A 14,677-nucleotide genomic window follows, 5' to 3' on the forward strand; every position below is an offset into this window, starting at 1 on the left:
ACCCTTTTAAGACCGCTGTCTCCTGGTTTTTTACCTATGTTCTTTTACTTATTTGCTCTGCTCACAGGTCTGATTTCCTACTGTACAGGAAGTCTTGCATGCTGACTGGCAAGATGTCTGACATTCGCCGCAACCGCCTTTTTTCACTGTCTTGTTCAGAGTCTGTGTATTCAATGTTTTCACATGTTTCATCACTACATTCCTCCTTGTCTTTCTTGACTTTTATAAGTATAGCATCTTCCTTTCTTTTTCGCAATATTTTTATCTGAATCGTTAATTTTTAATTATTCCCGTTAATATTTTAATTACCTGCAAAAAGGTGGTTTTTTCAATTTTACTATGTTACACTTGCGTTAGATTACAAATGAATCAGAAATTGCCACTTCATTAATATGTCTTATAGGAGGTAATTGTAACATGGCAATTTCAATTGGCATTAACGGATTCGGACGTATTGGACGCGTTGCACTCCGTATCGCCATCAGTCGACCGGAAACTTTTAAATTATGTGGAATTAACGCAAGAAATGCGGATCTTGATTATATGGTCTATATGATCCGCTACGACTCTACATTTGGACGTTTCCAGGGAGAACTTGGAACTTATGAACACGGACTTATCATTAACGGGCAGAAGATTCCTGTCTTCACAGAAAGTGATGCTGCTTCCATCCCTTGGGGTTCCTGCGGTGCCGAATACATCATCGATGCAACCGGAGCATTTTGCACGGCAAAAAAGGCAAGTGCTCACCTGCAAGGTGGTGCAAAAAAAGTCATTATTTCTGCACCTGCAAAAGATGAAGAAACACCTACATTCATCATGGGAATCAACCATACCGGTTATTCGAAAGATATGTCCGTTGTGTCCAATGCATCCTGCACGACCAACTGTCTGGCACCTATCTGTAAAGTACTGGAAGACAATTATGGAATTGAATATGGTCTGATGTCTACGATCCACGCCGCAACTGCCAAGCAGAAAGTTGTGGACAGCCGTTCTCTCAAGGACTGGCGTACCGGACGTTCTGCATTCGGCAATCTGATTCCATCCACAACCGGAGCCGCTAAGGCTATCTCTCTCGTCATTCCTTCTCTGAAGGACAAGATGAGTGGTATTTCTTATCGTGTTCCAACTACAGACGTCTCAATCGTTGATCTGAACGTCGCACTAAAAGAGTCTGCATCTTATGAGGATATCTGCAAAAAAGTAAAGGAAGCCTCCATGACATATTTGTCCGGCATTCTTGATTATGTAGATGATGAAGTTGTATCTTCTGATTTCATCGGAGATTCACACGCTTCTATCTTTGATGCAAGACAGGGAATTCAAGTAAATTCTCACTTCTTTAAGGTCATCTGTTTCTATGATAATGAATGGGGCTATACAAGCCAGATTTTCCGCCTCATCAAGTACATGGATCAGGTAGACCATAATTCATAAGATGCCGGTGGAAACACTTTCCATTCTGGTATCTTTACATTTTTACATGTGGCAAAAACTTTCTGATTCGAACTGTAACTATTCTACTTTCTGTAAGGGACATATACATTCGTCATTACGATTATGAACCGTACGTAAAATAAAAGCTGCCTATATCTGTTTCCTTTTTACAAGAGATATACGCAGCTCTTATTTTCTAGTCTTTCATGATATCATACCACCGGTCATACCGCCGCCTGCACATAGTATCAGTGATGTGACAATACTTACACTGTCTCCATTCAGAGTTCTGTAAACTCCAAGTGTAATGAGCAAAAGCAATACAAAATATATGATTCCAAGAACCATCCCCCACAAGTACCGTTTTGATTTTGTCAGTTTCCCTATGATCATTCCTCCGATCAGTGTTGACACTACATAGATTCCAACAATTGCCGCCGATACAATTTTTTCATTTAATTCAAATTTATACATAAAAAATGTCAAAACCAAAAGTGATATACCGGTGACAATATAAGAAGCCAGAAGTGACTTGATCCACCATATGACCTTTATATTTTTTTGCATATTCTCCATCTCTTTCCTCCTTGTCTACCACAAGGTATGAGCCAGATCCGGCGAATATGACTGCTTCTGCAAATTTTATCACTCCATTTGCTTTCCAAGAAATCCTGCCGCACATGCCCCCAGCTTTTGTTCCAGTTTTGTAAACTTTTCTTTTTCATCTGATGACAGTAAAATAACTCCCCCCACAACATCTCCTTCGCAAATGATTGGTGTAATAGATTCCCATACATAATCCTTTTCCTGTTCCCGGAACACCCGGATATATTTCTTCTCATCTACCTTTGCCAGAATACTGTTTCTCTCTTCCAGTTCCCCTTGAAGAACTTTGCTGATGTACTTTTCCTGCACCTCTTTTCTCCCATTTCCGGAAGCTGCCACGACCTGATCCATATCACAGATACACACAAGGCACCCTGCCTCTTTTGCTAGGCTGTCTGCATACATACCTGCAAATGCAGCAAGCTCTCCGATCGGTGAATATTTTTTCAATATAATCTCGCCTTCCCGGTCGGTAAATATCTCCAGTGGATCACCTTCTCTGATTCTAAGTGTTCTTCGTATTTCTTTCGGAATGACCACACGTCCCAGGTCATCAATCCGACGTACAATTCCTGTTGCCTTCATATGATTCCTCCATGATTGATTCCGCATGGCTGTTCTTTCTTCTCATGCTAAATTTTACTTTTAATGCTATTATGTGAAAATGCATAAAAATTATTCTAATAAAGGAAGCAGAATTTTTTGCGTATTCCATATTGGAAAAATTATTCTTTCTTTAAATCCCGGAATGGACTCTTCATATAATGGCATAAAATCCATCAATTTGATTGATTGGTTAATTTCAGAATAATATCACAAAACGTTCTCTGAAAAAGAAAAGGTTGCCTTTCCTGGCAGCCTCTCTTTTCAAAATAATTACCTCTAAATCTCTGAAAATACTTCCGATTTAATTTTGGAACGCATGCGTTCCAAATGTTTCCGTTTTACACTTTACTCATCCTTCACTTCTTCGCCTGCAAGCTTCAGGATATCTTCCACGGTGTCTTCCGTAATACCCATACGCTCCGCCACTTCATCGACCGATACTTTTCTTCCGTATTCTTCCTTCATGCTTTTGATTGTCTCGTCCAGATCATTCACCCGCTCGACCATCTTCTTATCGCGGCGTTTTTCTTCGGTGTGGGATTCCAGCATCACCCGGATTCCAGCGCGCACCTGCTCCAGCACTTCTGCTTCTGTTGCTTTCTTATTCTCACCTAAGTACAGCATCAAGCTGACATTGCCTTCCTGGATTACATCACCGATAAAGATTCCCGGCATATGCAGCTTTACTGCTTCTTCCACAACTTTGGGAAGATAATATGCAAGTGTTACCTCTTCCTCCGTCTGCTTCGCCATTTTTTCAATATCGATCAGATATTCTGCCACATAGTCTTTTTCCTGCTGGCTTAATGTATCTTTTTCTTCTTGTTCTGTTTTTTCTGTATTTTCTATAGTTCCTGTATATCCGATTACTTCCACTTTCTGAGACATCAGGAATTCATGAACCAGATTCATCTGCTCATCTGTAAGATTGTCATCCTGGAAGAAAGCTTGCACTTCCTGACTGGTCATTTTATTATTCTGGCTTGCTGCAACTGCAAGAAGCTCTCCTAATTTTTTCTGAAACTGGGCTCTGTCTGCCATATCTTTACTCCTTCGTTAAATTTTCTTTACCTTTTTATCATTCACGTTCCTGTTATTCAAGAACTCTCTTCAAATGTCAATAATGAAATGCCGATAGCTCTTCATATCTTCTGGCATCTGTTCTTCATTACACTCCTTCGTAGGAAAAATCAGGAATAAAGCTTTCTTTTGCCGTTTCGCCTTCCTGAATAAATGCCTGCTCCACGCCAAGATCTATGGCATAATCCACCAGAACATCATATGCTTTTTTCGTCACTTTCTTGGCAAGCTCCGGATATTTTTCCCGATTCAACGTATCGAGTGGAGTGTACTGGTTCATGAGACTCATATAAATCTGGTCACCATATGTTTCATAGAGGTATTTCACAATTCTTCTCGCATCTCTCAGACACCCAGGCAATAACAAATGTCTCACAATTACACCTTTTGTCATAATCCCCGCATCATTAAATACAGGATTCCCAGTCTGCCGGACCATTTCTTCCAGAGCAGCCTTTGCCACCTCAGGATAATCTTCTGCCCCGGAATATTTCTTTGCATGCTCCGGATCCAGATATTTAAAATCCGGAAGATATACATCAACATATCCATTTAGCCTGCGTAAAGTCTCCACCTTTTCATAGCCGCTTGTATTATAAACAATTGGAAGATTAAACCCTTTTTTTCTTGCCTGATCCAGTGCCGCGATAATCTGTGGTACAAAGTGCGTTGGTGTCACAAGGTTAATATTGTTCGCCCCCTGTTCCTGAAGCTCCAGAAATATCTCCGATAACCGTTCAACACTTACTGTTTTTCCAACCTCACTGTTGGCAATGTGATAATTCTGGCAATATACACATCGAAGCGTACAGCCAGAGAAAAAAACAGCTCCGGATCCATTTGTCCCGGAGATACACGGTTCTTCCCACATATGAAGCGCGGCTCTGGAAAGCCGGACCAAATCCGACTCCCCACAAAAGCCACGCTTTCCTTCTTCTCGCTTAATCTGGCACTGTCTCGGGCATAACATGCACCCGTTCACTAGACAACCTGTCCTTTCGCAACAAATACAGGAAACGCTTCATCACCCTTTAATTCTTTTCCATCGGTGATTTTTACATTCTTATCCGAAATGATATATTCCAGCTTTGTACCTTCTCCAACGATCGTATCCTGCATTAAAACACAATTCTTCACTTTCGCACCTTTTGCAATCTTCACACCACGGAATAAAATACTGTTCTCCACTTCACCTTCGATCACACAACCGTCTGCTACCATAACATTACTTGCTTTTGCATTGCCGATGTATCTGGTCGGATTATCGTCACGAATCTTTGTATAGATGGGATTACCTGTAAAAAGCTCCTCAAGATTCTTATCATCCAGAAGTTTCATGTTCTCATCAAAATAGCTCTTAAGTCCGGTGATTCTCGCCACATATCCTTTATGCTCATAAGCCATGACTTTATATGTATCCAGATGTGGGATCAGGATATCCCTCTCCAGTGAAATAGCTCCACGCATAAACGCTGCATTAATGGTATCGATCAGCCACTCTCTGTTCGCAATGTATATATTCATAGAGAAATTCTGCACACCCTGCTCCTGCTTATTGATGTAGATGTCTTCTACTTTATCTCCATCCAGCTTCAACGTATAATAAAGCCCTTTACTTGCATCTTTTGCACCAGTCAGTTCCTGTGGCAATTCCTCTTTTGTATAAGCGAACGTAATATCTGCATCCGTTTTTACATGCTGCGCGATCAGCGCATTGAAATCAAAATTTGCAGCAATATTCGTATCTGCCATAATCACATATTTTTCTTTTTGCTTTTTGAGTACCGGAAGAATATTGGCAAGCGCTTCCACTCTTCCTCCTCCCATACTGCCGATAGACTTCTGGGCAAATGGAGGAAAGATACTAAGTCCTCCGTTCTTACGGCTGAGATCCCACTCTCGGCCACCACCTAAATGGTCTACAAGCGAATGATAATTCTCACGAACAAGCACTTCTATTTTATCAATTCCGCAGCCAACCATACTGGATAACAAAAAATCGATCATTCGATAACGGCTTGCAAATGGAATGGAAGCCATTAGTCTTTCGCTGACCAGTTCCGGAACAAACTTATCATAATTATTCGGGAAAATAATTCCCATTGCGTCCGCATTTGCATTTATCATTTTTCTTCACCGTCCTTTACATCTTCACTGATCATGGCATTCGATCCAATCTTGGCACCTGTTCCGACGCAGACATCCGGTCCGATGGTTGCAACTCCTTGCTCTTCTTCTGTCGGCATAGCTCCTACCACAGCATTTTCACCGATCACTACATTCTCCGCAACAATACAATGCTTTACACTGGCTCCGGCTTTAATCGTTGTTCTGCCCATAACGACTGCATCTTCTACAACTGCTCCGGCTTCTACTTTCACTCCGGCAAATAGGATGGAATGTTTCACGCTGCCTGCGATCTTACATCCATCTGTGATCATCGAGTTCTCTATATTGGCTCCAGCGCAGATCTTATGTCCCGGCATACCACTGTTCCTGCTGTAGATCTTCCAGTCTTCATCAAACAGGTTAATTCCACTGTGTTCCGGATCCAGTACTTCCATATTCGCTTCCCACAAAGATGGAATCGTTCCCACATCTTTCCAGTATCCGTTAAAGTGATACGCGTACATTTTTCTCTCATCACGCAGCAGATTCGGTATAATATTATTTCCAAAATCATTTTCAGATTCCGGGTCAGCCTCATCTTCAATCAGGTATTGTTTTAAAATATCCCAGTTGAATATGTAGATACCCATAGAGGCAAGATTGGATTTCGGATTCTTCGGTTTTTCCTGGAATTCCGTGATACGGTCATCATCGTCCGTGACCATAAGTCCGAATCTTGGTGCCTCCTCCCACGGGACTTCCATAACCGCAACACTGAATTCTGCGTTCTTTTCTTTGTGGAATCTAAGAAAATCACTATAATCCTGCTTGCAGATCTGATCTCCCGACAAAATAATGACATATTCCGGATCATAGCGCTCGATAAATGAAATATTCTGGTAAATTGCATTTGCTGTACCTTTATACCAATCTGAGCCAGATGCCTTCTGATATGGTGGTAATACATGAACTCCTCCATAGATTCGGTCCAGGTCCCACGGTTGCCCATTTCCGATATACTCATTCAGCTCCAGAGGCTGATACTGAGTCAGAATACCTACTGTATCAATACCTGAATTTACGCAGTTTGAAAGTGGAAAGTCTATGATTCGGTACTTTCCGCCAAATGGAACTGCCGGTTTTGCAAGCTTCTGGGTCAGCGCATACAGTCTGGAGCCCTGCCCTCCGGCAAGTAACATTGCTATCATTTCTTTGCCCATTATAGTTCCCCTTTCTAATTCTATCATCTACCTGTAAAATGACAGATTATTTATTCTTGATATAAAAAATATTATACTATATTTCAGTTATTTTTTCTACAAACTCACTTATTGTTTTTCCAAAATTTTTGTTAGTTTTCTGTTAATTCTAATATCAGAATGAAGCATTATTTCTGTACGAATCTTTCTTTCAAAATCCAGGACTGGATATTTTCAATCTAGTCTTGTATAATAAAAGTAGTAATTTCGAGGAGGATATGTATCATGAGTAAAATTGATGAAATTAGAAGTGCTATGGTCGCAGCTATGAAAGCCGGCGAAAAGGAGAAAAAGGAAACTTTATCCATGCTTCTGGCAGCTCTTAAGAATAAACAGATCGACAAACGTGCAGATCTGACAGAAGAAGAAGAGATTCAGGTTATCATGAAAGAAATCAAGCAGACAAAAGAGACTTTGGAGATGACACCTGCTGACCGTACTGATATTATTGAAGAATGCAACCGCCGCCTGACTGTTCTGGAAGCCTACGCTCCAAAAATGATGGGCGAAGACGAGATAAAGGCAATCATCGAAGGTGTGTTATCTGAACTTGGTATCGAGAACCCAACCGGAAAGGACAAAGGAAATATCATGAAACATCTGATGCCAAAGGTAAAAGGTAAAGCTGATGGTAAGCTTGTCAATGATCTTGTATCCACATATTTCAAATAATTTTACCATATAGGAAATTCCATCTTCTATATGATAGAAAAGACCTGCCAACCGGCAGGTCTTTTCTTCTCTATGGAAATTTTTTCATGTCTTTCAGACTTACTGCAATTTAATTATCTGTCTGAGCCTGATCATCTGTCTGCACCTGATCTGTATACGGTGTCTGAGTCTCAGTCTTCATCTTTACAGACACTTTCTGGAAACTTACTTTTTTCCATACACCCTTATGCACTTTAATGTCTGCTTTTTTTCTCCACTTTTTCACTGTATCATCATAAAGCTTTGTCTGACGTTCCTGTACAATCTGTGATTTCTTAGAATCCGTTGCTGTACGATCTAACAGGCTTGTAACTTTTGCTACGTAACAGCCTTTTTCTGTCTCAATCACATCTGTAGATTCTCCCTCGCCCAGTGCATCTGCGGCTTTAATCAAATCTTCATCAGGAGAAGTTGTATCTTTATCAAACGTCAGTGTCTGAACCGTTGCCCCTTGCTCTTCTGCAAGCGCGTTCAAATCTCCACCTTCCTTCAGACCGGAAGCAATCGCCTCTGCCTGAGACTTTAACTGCGCTTTTTCATCATCGGAAACGTCTTTGCTGTTGCCGGAATCATCTTTTGTCTGATAAGAAATGAACACATAATCCATGCTCTTCTGTGCTGCTTCTTCATCTGAGACTTCTGTATCTGCCCCGGCCTGGATCGCAGTTCGCATCTTCTGCTGAACTGCCATCAGTGTCAATGCACGATTTACAGTCTTCTCATTACCAGATACAAGATTCTTGTCATCTAAAGAATTATCATTCAGAAACTGCTGCGTTGTCTCCTTGATCATTGCTTTATCTTCATCTGTAATTGACACATCATAATCTTCCATATGCTTTTCAAGAAGAATCATATCTTCCAGTGATTTCAGTACAGAACTCTTTACAGATTCTTCGTATGTCTCTCCGTCAGAAGCATCTGAGTTCCACTTATCTTCTCCCAGATAAGCAGAATAATATGTCTCATATGTTGCCTGTGTATATCTTGCGAAGAAATTGGCCAGATCCGCATCAATCTTTGTATCATCGACTGTCGCAACCGTCTCGTCTCCTTTTAATGATCCGCATCCGGTCAGTGTTGCAGCCGCCAATACTCCCGCAAGAGCCAGCGCAAATAATCTCTTTTTCATATCGTTTTAGTATCCTCCTTCATTCTGATGGGCAAAGAAATGTCCACTTTTTTTATTATATCTTCTTTTTTCTAGTCAAGCAATCCTTTTATACCAATTAACACTTTTTTCACAACCTCAATTGGATTCTCCACTTCACCACGCTTTGTTTTCTTCTTTTTCTGGTAAATGAATTTGGGATCCGATACATCCGCCTTAAATGACAGAGCTTCCGGAAATTGTTTTAAAAGATCCGGGATCCGCTCTACATGGATTTTTGCTTTTTCATACATACGGAATGTATAGGTCACACCTTTTTGAGTCACCTCAGTCACATACGCCTGGTGCGCCAGATTCTTAAGCCTTGCTACTTCCAGAAGGAGCTCCACTTTTTTAGGAATATCTCCAAAACGGTCAATCAACTCCTCTATCATATCGTCCATCTCTTCCTCAGACTCGATGGCAGCAATTCTCTTATAAATATCCAGCTTATGATATTCATTTGGTATATAAGAATCCGGAATATACGCATCGACATTGACATCCAATGCTGTCGTAAATGTATCCTCTTCTGATAATTCCCCTTTTAAATGTTTGACTGCCTCATTTAACATTTTGCAGTACATATCGTATCCGACCGCTTCCATATGCCCGTGCTGTTCGGCACCAAGAAGATTTCCAGCTCCACGGATTTCAAGATCACGCATGGCAATTTTGAATCCCGATCCAAGATCTGTAAATTCCCGGATTGCCGCCAGACGCTTCTCTGCAATCTCTTTCAATAATTTGTCCTTCCGGTACAACAAAAATGCATAGGCCATACGCCCGGAACGCCCGACGCGGCCACGAAGCTGATAGAGCTGGGAAAGGCCAAGCCGGTCTGCGTCGTGAATGATCATGGTATTTACATTGGATATATCAAGACCCGTTTCAATAATCGTTGTCGACACAAGCACATCAATATCTCCATTAATAAAATCATACATGATCTTTTCAAGCTCATGCTCCTTCATCTGTCCGTGGGCAAAGGATACATTTAACTCCGGGACAAGTTTCTGAATATGCGCTGTTACCTCTGCAATGTCTTCCACTCGATTGTACACATAGTAGACCTGTCCGTTTCTCGCACATTCTCGTTCGATTGCCTCCCTGACCATCTCATCATTATATTCCATCACATACGTCTGGATTGGCAGCCGGTCCTGCGGTGCCTCCTCCAGCACGCTCATATCACGGATTCCGATAAGGCTCATATGAAGAGTTCTTGGAATCGGCGTTGCCGTCAACGTCAGAACGTCTACATTTTTCTTTAACTTTTTGATTTTCTCCTTGTGCTGGACTCCAAAACGCTGCTCCTCGTCGATGATCAGCAATCCCAGATCCTTATACTCAATATCATCACTGAGCACACGGTGGGTTCCAACTACAATGTCCACCAGCCCGCGTTTCAAGTTCTGAATCGTATCTCTTTGCTGAGCCGGAGTCCTGAATCGGCACATCAGATCTACCCGGACCGGGAAATCCTTCATTCTCTGACAAAATGTATTGTAATGTTGCTGTGCCAAAATAGTGGTCGGTACCAGATAGACCACCTGCTTATTTTCCTGTACTGCCTTAAATGCCGCACGGATTGCAATTTCCGTCTTTCCATAGCCTACATCACCACAGATCAGACGATCCATGATCTTGTGACTTTCCATATCCTTCTTCACAGCATTGATCGCCAGAAGCTGATCTTCTGTCTCCTCATACGGGAACATTTCCTCAAATTCTTTCTGCCAGACTGTATCCTCCCCGTAAACAAACCCATCCTGATTCTGTCTTGCTGCATAAAGTTCTACCAGATCTTTTGCAATTTCTTTAACTGCCCCCCGAACCTTTGCCTTCGTCTTTGTCCACTCCTGAGTTCCAAGACGGTTAAGTTTTGGTTTTTTTGAATCAGAACCGGCATATTTCTGGATCAGATCCAACTGTGTTGCCGGAATATAAAGATTTCCACCCTTAGCATAGGAAATCTTCATATAGTCTTTGGAAATCTTATCCACTTCGATTTTTTCAATTCCTTGATAAATTCCCAGTCCATGATTCTCATGTACCACATAATCTCCAGGTTTTAATTCTGAGAAGCTTTGGATCTTACGCCCTTCATAAGTGGTACGGCGTTTTTTCTTCCTTTTATTCTTTCCGAAAATATCCGTTTCTGAAATTACAACAAAATTCAAAAGTGGATACTCATAGCCTTCTGCAATATAACCATAAGCAGTCATAATTTCTCCCGGTTCTACTTCACGCTCCATATCTTCACTGTAAAAGCTACTCAGATTGTAATCTCGAAGATCTTCTGCCAGGCGCCTTGCTCTTGTTCTGGAACCGGAAAGCAGAATGACACGGCTCTGATTTCGTTTCATTTTTTTCAGATCCTGCGTTAGAAGTTCAAAACTTCTATTGTATGGATCCACATTTTTCGTTTGAAGATTATAACTTGCCCGGATATTCAACCCAGGGCAACGCATATCCAACGCCTGAAATCCCACGCTGGAATATTCATTCATTTTCCTCATAATCTCCTGCGTTGTAAAAAGCACCGCTTCGCTGTCGGCTACTTCGTATCCGCTCTGGGCACGTCGTTTCTGGGCTTCCAGAAATTCTTCTTCCACTCCTTCGCCTTTTTCCTTCAAACGCACAGGCTCATCTAAGAAAAGAATTGTATTTTCTTTTTCAAAATAATCCAGAAAAGAAACTCTTTTTTCTTCTTCCTCTGGAAATTCTGTAGCCGGAAACACTTCTACCTCGTCAAGCTTCTCGATAGATCGCTGCGTCTCCGGATCAAAGGTTCGAATAGAATCCACCTCATCTCCCCAAAGTTCAATCCTAACCGGGAGCTCCTCCGTCAGCGGATATACATCCAAGATGCCGCCACGGACCGCAAACTGCCCCGGTCCTGCCACCTCTATCTCTCTGTCATACCCACACTGTGCCAGCTTCACAGACAATTCATCCAGATTCAAAGTCTCGTCGGAGCATATCTTGATCACCCTGCTCTTTATCATTTCTTTCGGAAGGAGTGCATCCATAAATGCATCAAAACTAGCAACCACAGTTATCGGTTCGCCTTTTAAAACTGCCTGTATCACCTGCATTCGCTGACTGACCAGCTCTTTACTACGAATATCTGCCTGGTAAAACAGCAAGTCTTTTGCTGGATAAAAACTAATGGCTGCATCTAAAAAACGATACTCTTCATAAATCTGTTTCGCTTTTGCCTCACTGGAACAGGCGATGACTTTATAACAACAGCCATCGCTAAGTGCGTACATCATATGAGTCTTCTGGGAATTCACACAACCTGTCAGCATCAGAACTCCCGGAGCTTCTTTTTTCTTTTTTACGATATCTTCATATTCTGCCAGTTCCAAAAGCGGCTTAAGTAACGCCTGCACTTTTACTCCTCCTTCGGCTTCACTTTACGGTTATACTCATTCATGGCCGCATCAATCTCACCTTTTAATATCTCTTCTGTGGCAGAAATTGCCTTTTCATATCCCTCTTCCATAAGTTCCAGATCCTCTCCATGAAAATGTCCGAGAACATAGGCAGCCAGATCATATCCTTTCGGCTTTTCTCCCACTCCGACTTTAATTCTTTGAAATGTATCTGTCCCAAGCTGGGCAATAATATTTTTAATTCCGTTATGTCCACCGGCACTTCCTTTTTTACGAATCCGGATCTGCCCCGGGTTCAGACTGATATCATCATATATCACAAGCAGCTCTTCTTTCGAATCTACCTTAAAATAATCCACCAACTCGCGAATGCTCTCACCACTTAAATTCATATAAGTCTGCGGTTTAACAAGAAGAACCTTCTGACCTTCGATGATTCCTTTTCCAACATAGGCACGCCCTTTTTTTGCGTCCACTGCAATATTATATTTTTCTGCGATTTTATCTATCACCTGAAATCCTACATTATGTCTTGTACCTTCGTATTCTTTTGTCGGATTTCCAAGTCCTGCTATAATTATCATATTTTCCACCTCTTTATCTCTACCCATTCTACAGGATATCTATTCTTTTGTCACGAAAAAAGCTGTATAATTTTCCAACCTTTTTCATACATTATAAAGAACAAAAACCTAAGAAAACAAATACAGGAGGTTATTATGAGTTCAAAAACAAAAATCGTTGTACTTCACATGAAGGAAATTATTTATACAGTCCTGTTCATCTGTCTCGGCATTTTGCTGGTGGCACTGCTTACATTTATGTTCCACCCGAAAAACAAAGAAACTTCCTCATCAAAGAGCACTTCCTATCAACCGGGCATCTACACTTCACAGCTTACTTTGGGCGATAAAGAGCTGGAAGTAGAAGTCACAGTCGACGAAAATCATATCAACTCTATCCGATTTTCCAACCTGGACGAAACCGTCACCACCATGTATCCGTTGATCCAGCCGACTATGGAAGAAATCGCAGACCAGATCTGCCAGACACAATCGCTAGAAAACATTTCTTATTCCTCCGACAATCCATATACCTCTCAAATCATCATCAACGCCATTGATGATGCCCTAAAAAAAGCCGTAACCACCAGATAGTTACGGCTTTTTCTCTTCTATGTAGTTTTCTTATTATCTGTGCTGATTCAACCTCTTTCCCGGACATTTTACTGCACCGGATTTTAACCTTCCACAATCAGATATCTTCCGTCCGGAATCGGGAACACTTCTGCTGCTTCTTCCAGTTCCTCATCAGACATTCCCTGAATATCCATTCCTTCTTCTTCCAGGAATTCTTTTACCTCATCAATGTTTTCCACAACAACTGCCATGCAGTCCTCCAGAAATGCTTCTGCATCTTCCAGCGTCTCTGCAACTGCCTCCTCAAAAAGTTGTGATTGATTTTCAAGAAATACGTTCAGACATTCCTCATCAAACTCATTCATTACCTCTTAACCTCCTTTTTATAGATATTCCTGCAATTTCTCTGCCTTGTCTATCATATACTGGGCTCCGGCAATCATTAACTCTTCTTTCGTACGAAATCCCCACGTCACTGCGATAGTTTTTACTCCTGCATTCTTTCCAGTCACCACATCTACTTCAGAATCTCCTACATACAGACACTCCTTGTAATCTACACCGAGCTTTTTCGCCACATAAAACACTCCCGCCGGATTCGGTTTTCTTGGAATTTCATCCTTCTGTCCCTGTACCCAGTCAAACAACTTCTCACCATAAATTGCATGAACCGCTTTCACCGCCTGACAATGAGGTTTATTGGACAGCACCGCCAATTTCACTCCCTGTTTCTTTAACTTATACAGCATTTCCGGGACGCCTTCGCAAGGTGTTACATGATATGTACAATTCTCATCAAATATGCGTCCATAGATCTGCATACCTTCCTCAATTCTGGTCGCACCAGGATTCCCCGATGCATCCAGCGCCTTCTCCATCAACACCCTCGCACCATTCCCTACGAACTCCCGACACTGTTCTTTAGAAATCTCCGAAAGATTCATCTCTTTTAATGTCAGGTTAACCGAATAGACCATGGAATCCAACGTATTACCAATCGTACCATCAAGATCAAAAATACATGCCTTAATCATTGCCAAAAAATCCTCCATGCCAATATCATAGTATGAGATGTCGGAGATGTCAATTACCAATTGGGGACGGGGTTTTTTCAAAAACAATGTCATTAAGTTAAGGATTTTAGTAGTGTGAAAAGTAGTTTTTTACTTTTTG

15 protein-coding genes are annotated in these 14,677 nt (G+C 41.5%); 3 read left to right on the forward strand and 12 right to left on the reverse strand.

Features of this window, described 5'->3' with window-relative positions; all coding sequences use genetic code 11:
• Positions 1–48: 48 nt before the first annotated feature.
• Entirely contained in the window at positions 49–192 is a 144-nt protein-coding gene (scfA, locus tag LI149_RS02295) for a six-cysteine ranthipeptide SCIFF (protein ID WP_005331596.1), read from the reverse strand.
• 225 nt (positions 193–417) lie between these two features.
• On the opposite strand from scfA, the gene gap reads away from it, so the two are divergent.
• The gene (gene gap / locus LI149_RS02300; protein WP_227078900.1) at positions 418–1,440 is read left to right on the forward strand and encodes a type I glyceraldehyde-3-phosphate dehydrogenase; all 1,023 of its coding nucleotides are present in this window, start codon (positions 418–420) and stop codon (positions 1,438–1,440) included.
• A 204-nt stretch (positions 1,441–1,644) separates the two neighbouring features.
• On the opposite strand, the gene LI149_RS02305 is transcribed toward gap, so the two are convergent.
• The 6 genes from LI149_RS02305 to LI149_RS02330 form a co-directional block, all read right to left on the reverse strand.
• Complete coding sequence (locus LI149_RS02305) at positions 1,645–2,016, reverse strand: TIGR04086 family membrane protein (RefSeq protein ID WP_117660045.1); 372 nt, start codon at positions 2,014–2,016, stop codon at positions 1,645–1,647.
• A 69-nt stretch (positions 2,017–2,085) separates the two neighbouring features.
• Positions 2,086–2,631, reverse strand: coding sequence for a stage V sporulation protein T (gene spoVT, locus LI149_RS02310; RefSeq protein WP_173786242.1), 546 nt, complete (start codon positions 2,629–2,631; stop codon positions 2,086–2,088).
• A 366-nt stretch (positions 2,632–2,997) separates the two neighbouring features.
• A complete protein-coding gene (locus tag LI149_RS02315) occupies positions 2,998–3,693 on the reverse strand; it encodes a sigma-70 domain-containing protein (RefSeq protein ID WP_005331604.1) in 696 nt (231 codons plus the stop codon).
• Positions 3,694–3,820: 127 nt separating this feature from the next.
• Positions 3,821–4,702 (reverse strand): radical SAM protein, encoded by an 882-nt coding sequence (locus LI149_RS02320; protein WP_173821334.1) that lies wholly within the window; start codon positions 4,700–4,702, stop codon positions 3,821–3,823.
• Between the two features lie 11 nt (positions 4,703–4,713).
• Complete coding sequence (gene glgD / locus LI149_RS02325) at positions 4,714–5,859, reverse strand: glucose-1-phosphate adenylyltransferase subunit GlgD (RefSeq protein WP_022279790.1); 1,146 nt, start codon at positions 5,857–5,859, stop codon at positions 4,714–4,716.
• Positions 5,856–7,061, reverse strand: coding sequence for a glucose-1-phosphate adenylyltransferase (locus LI149_RS02330; RefSeq protein ID WP_227142926.1), 1,206 nt, complete (start codon positions 7,059–7,061; stop codon positions 5,856–5,858). Before LI149_RS02330 ends, glgD begins: the two co-directional genes overlap by 4 nt.
• A gap of 264 nt (positions 7,062–7,325) precedes the next feature.
• Here LI149_RS02330 and LI149_RS02335 point away from each other — a divergent pair, with 264 nt between their 5' ends.
• On the forward strand, positions 7,326–7,772 hold the full coding sequence (locus LI149_RS02335) for a GatB/YqeY domain-containing protein (protein WP_005331608.1): 447 nt from the start codon (positions 7,326–7,328) through the stop codon (positions 7,770–7,772).
• A 109-nt stretch (positions 7,773–7,881) separates the two neighbouring features.
• Here the strand turns inward: LI149_RS02335 and LI149_RS02340 are convergent, their stop codons facing one another.
• The 3 genes from LI149_RS02340 to pth all read right to left on the reverse strand — a co-directional run bounded on the left by LI149_RS02340 (position 7,882) and on the right by pth (position 12,949).
• Positions 7,882–8,943 carry a peptidylprolyl isomerase gene (locus tag LI149_RS02340; RefSeq protein WP_173786241.1) on the reverse strand — a complete coding sequence of 354 codons (1,062 nt, stop codon included), beginning with the start codon at positions 8,941–8,943 and terminating at the stop codon, positions 7,882–7,884.
• Between the two features lie 71 nt (positions 8,944–9,014).
• Positions 9,015–12,362: a transcription-repair coupling factor gene (mfd, locus tag LI149_RS02345; protein ID WP_173786240.1), complete on the reverse strand. Its 3,348-nt coding sequence runs from the start codon at positions 12,360–12,362 to the stop codon at positions 9,015–9,017.
• Positions 12,363–12,364: 2 nt separating this feature from the next.
• Positions 12,365–12,949 carry an aminoacyl-tRNA hydrolase gene (pth, locus tag LI149_RS02350; protein WP_173786239.1) on the reverse strand — a complete coding sequence of 195 codons (585 nt, stop codon included), beginning with the start codon at positions 12,947–12,949 and terminating at the stop codon, positions 12,365–12,367.
• Positions 12,950–13,084: 135 nt separating this feature from the next.
• Here pth and LI149_RS02355 point away from each other — a divergent pair, with 135 nt between their 5' ends.
• A complete protein-coding gene (locus tag LI149_RS02355) occupies positions 13,085–13,522 on the forward strand; it encodes a hypothetical protein (RefSeq protein WP_168933165.1) in 438 nt (145 codons plus the stop codon).
• Positions 13,523–13,605: 83 nt separating this feature from the next.
• Here LI149_RS02355 and LI149_RS02360 read toward each other — a convergent pair whose 3' ends face one another.
• Together LI149_RS02360 and LI149_RS02365 are read right to left on the reverse strand one after the other, a co-directional pair.
• Positions 13,606–13,869, reverse strand: coding sequence for a hypothetical protein (locus LI149_RS02360; RefSeq protein ID WP_005331615.1), 264 nt, complete (start codon positions 13,867–13,869; stop codon positions 13,606–13,608).
• Between the two features lie 18 nt (positions 13,870–13,887).
• Positions 13,888–14,538: an HAD family hydrolase gene (locus LI149_RS02365; RefSeq protein ID WP_173786255.1), complete on the reverse strand. Its 651-nt coding sequence runs from the start codon at positions 14,536–14,538 to the stop codon at positions 13,888–13,890.
• Positions 14,539–14,677: the final 139 nt, after the last annotated feature.

This window comes from Dorea sp. 210702-DFI.3.17, assembly GCF_020560825.1.
GTDB lineage: Bacteria > Bacillota > Clostridia > Lachnospirales > Lachnospiraceae > Dorea > Dorea formicigenerans.

Coding starts and splice junctions, on each gene's coding strand:
- scfA (WP_005331596.1), bottom strand. CDS start 192: ATGAAACATGTGAAAACATTGAATACACAGACTCTGAACAAGACAGTG.
- gap (WP_227078900.1), top strand. CDS start 418: ATGGCAATTTCAATTGGCATTAACGGATTCGGACGTATTGGACGCGTT.
- LI149_RS02305 (WP_117660045.1), bottom strand. CDS start 2,016: ATGGAGAATATGCAAAAAAATATAAAGGTCATATGGTGGATCAAGTCA.
- spoVT (WP_173786242.1), bottom strand. CDS start 2,631: ATGAAGGCAACAGGAATTGTACGTCGGATTGATGACCTGGGACGTGTG.
- LI149_RS02315 (WP_005331604.1), bottom strand. CDS start 3,693: ATGGCAGACAGAGCCCAGTTTCAGAAAAAATTAGGAGAGCTTCTTGCA.
- LI149_RS02320 (WP_173821334.1), bottom strand. CDS start 4,702: ATGTTATGCCCGAGACAGTGCCAGATTAAGCGAGAAGAAGGAAAGCGT.
- glgD (WP_022279790.1), bottom strand. CDS start 5,859: ATGATAAATGCAAATGCGGACGCAATGGGAATTATTTTCCCGAATAAT.
- LI149_RS02330 (WP_227142926.1), bottom strand. CDS start 7,061: ATGGGCAAAGAAATGATAGCAATGTTACTTGCCGGAGGGCAGGGCTCC.
- LI149_RS02335 (WP_005331608.1), top strand. CDS start 7,326: ATGAGTAAAATTGATGAAATTAGAAGTGCTATGGTCGCAGCTATGAAA.
- LI149_RS02340 (WP_173786241.1), bottom strand. CDS start 8,943: ATGAAAAAGAGATTATTTGCGCTGGCTCTTGCGGGAGTATTGGCGGCT.
- pth (WP_173786239.1), bottom strand. CDS start 12,949: ATGATAATTATAGCAGGACTTGGAAATCCGACAAAAGAATACGAAGGT.
- LI149_RS02355 (WP_168933165.1), top strand. CDS start 13,085: ATGAGTTCAAAAACAAAAATCGTTGTACTTCACATGAAGGAAATTATT.
- LI149_RS02360 (WP_005331615.1), bottom strand. CDS start 13,869: ATGAATGAGTTTGATGAGGAATGTCTGAACGTATTTCTTGAAAATCAA.
- LI149_RS02365 (WP_173786255.1), bottom strand. CDS start 14,538: ATGATTAAGGCATGTATTTTTGATCTTGATGGTACGATTGGTAATACG.